This window comes from Polaromonas sp. P1_G1 (assembly GCF_056405595.1).
This window is the reverse complement of the sequence record NZ_JBFUBU010000324.1, coordinates 1-353: the sequence shown is the minus strand read 5'-3', so window position 1 is coordinate 353 and position 353 is coordinate 1. Positions and strand designations below refer to the sequence as shown.

1 protein-coding gene is annotated in these 353 nt (G+C 64.6%); it reads right to left on the bottom strand.

Going from position 1 to position 353, the window contains the following annotated elements; translation table 11 throughout:
• Nucleotides 1-353 (bottom strand): ABC transporter substrate-binding protein (locus AC1D1Y_RS27050; RefSeq protein ID WP_477685046.1); only part of this gene is annotated, 353 nt, incomplete at both ends.

The window sequence follows — 353 nt, the reverse complement described above, 5'->3', positions numbered from 1 at the left end:
ACGCCGCCCTGCGCCACAAAACGCTGGTTGAACCAGGTCTCGGAGTCCACGCCCGGGGCGTAGTCGGTCACCAGCGTCACCACCTTGCGGATGTCGTTTTTGATGGCCCAGTCCGCCAGAATGGTGACCACCTGCGGCACCGTAAAACTGCTGCGCACGATGTAGGGCGAGGCCTCGGTAATGCTGGAGGTGGCCGCAGCCATCACCACCATGGGCGTTTTGGACTGGGTGGCAATGGTGGCGCTCGCCATGGCCAGCGGCGTGAGGCCAAAACCGGCCAGCACGTTCACCTTGTCGTTCACCACCAGCTCCTGCGCCAGGCGCTTGCTCACGTCGGCCACGCCGGTATCGTC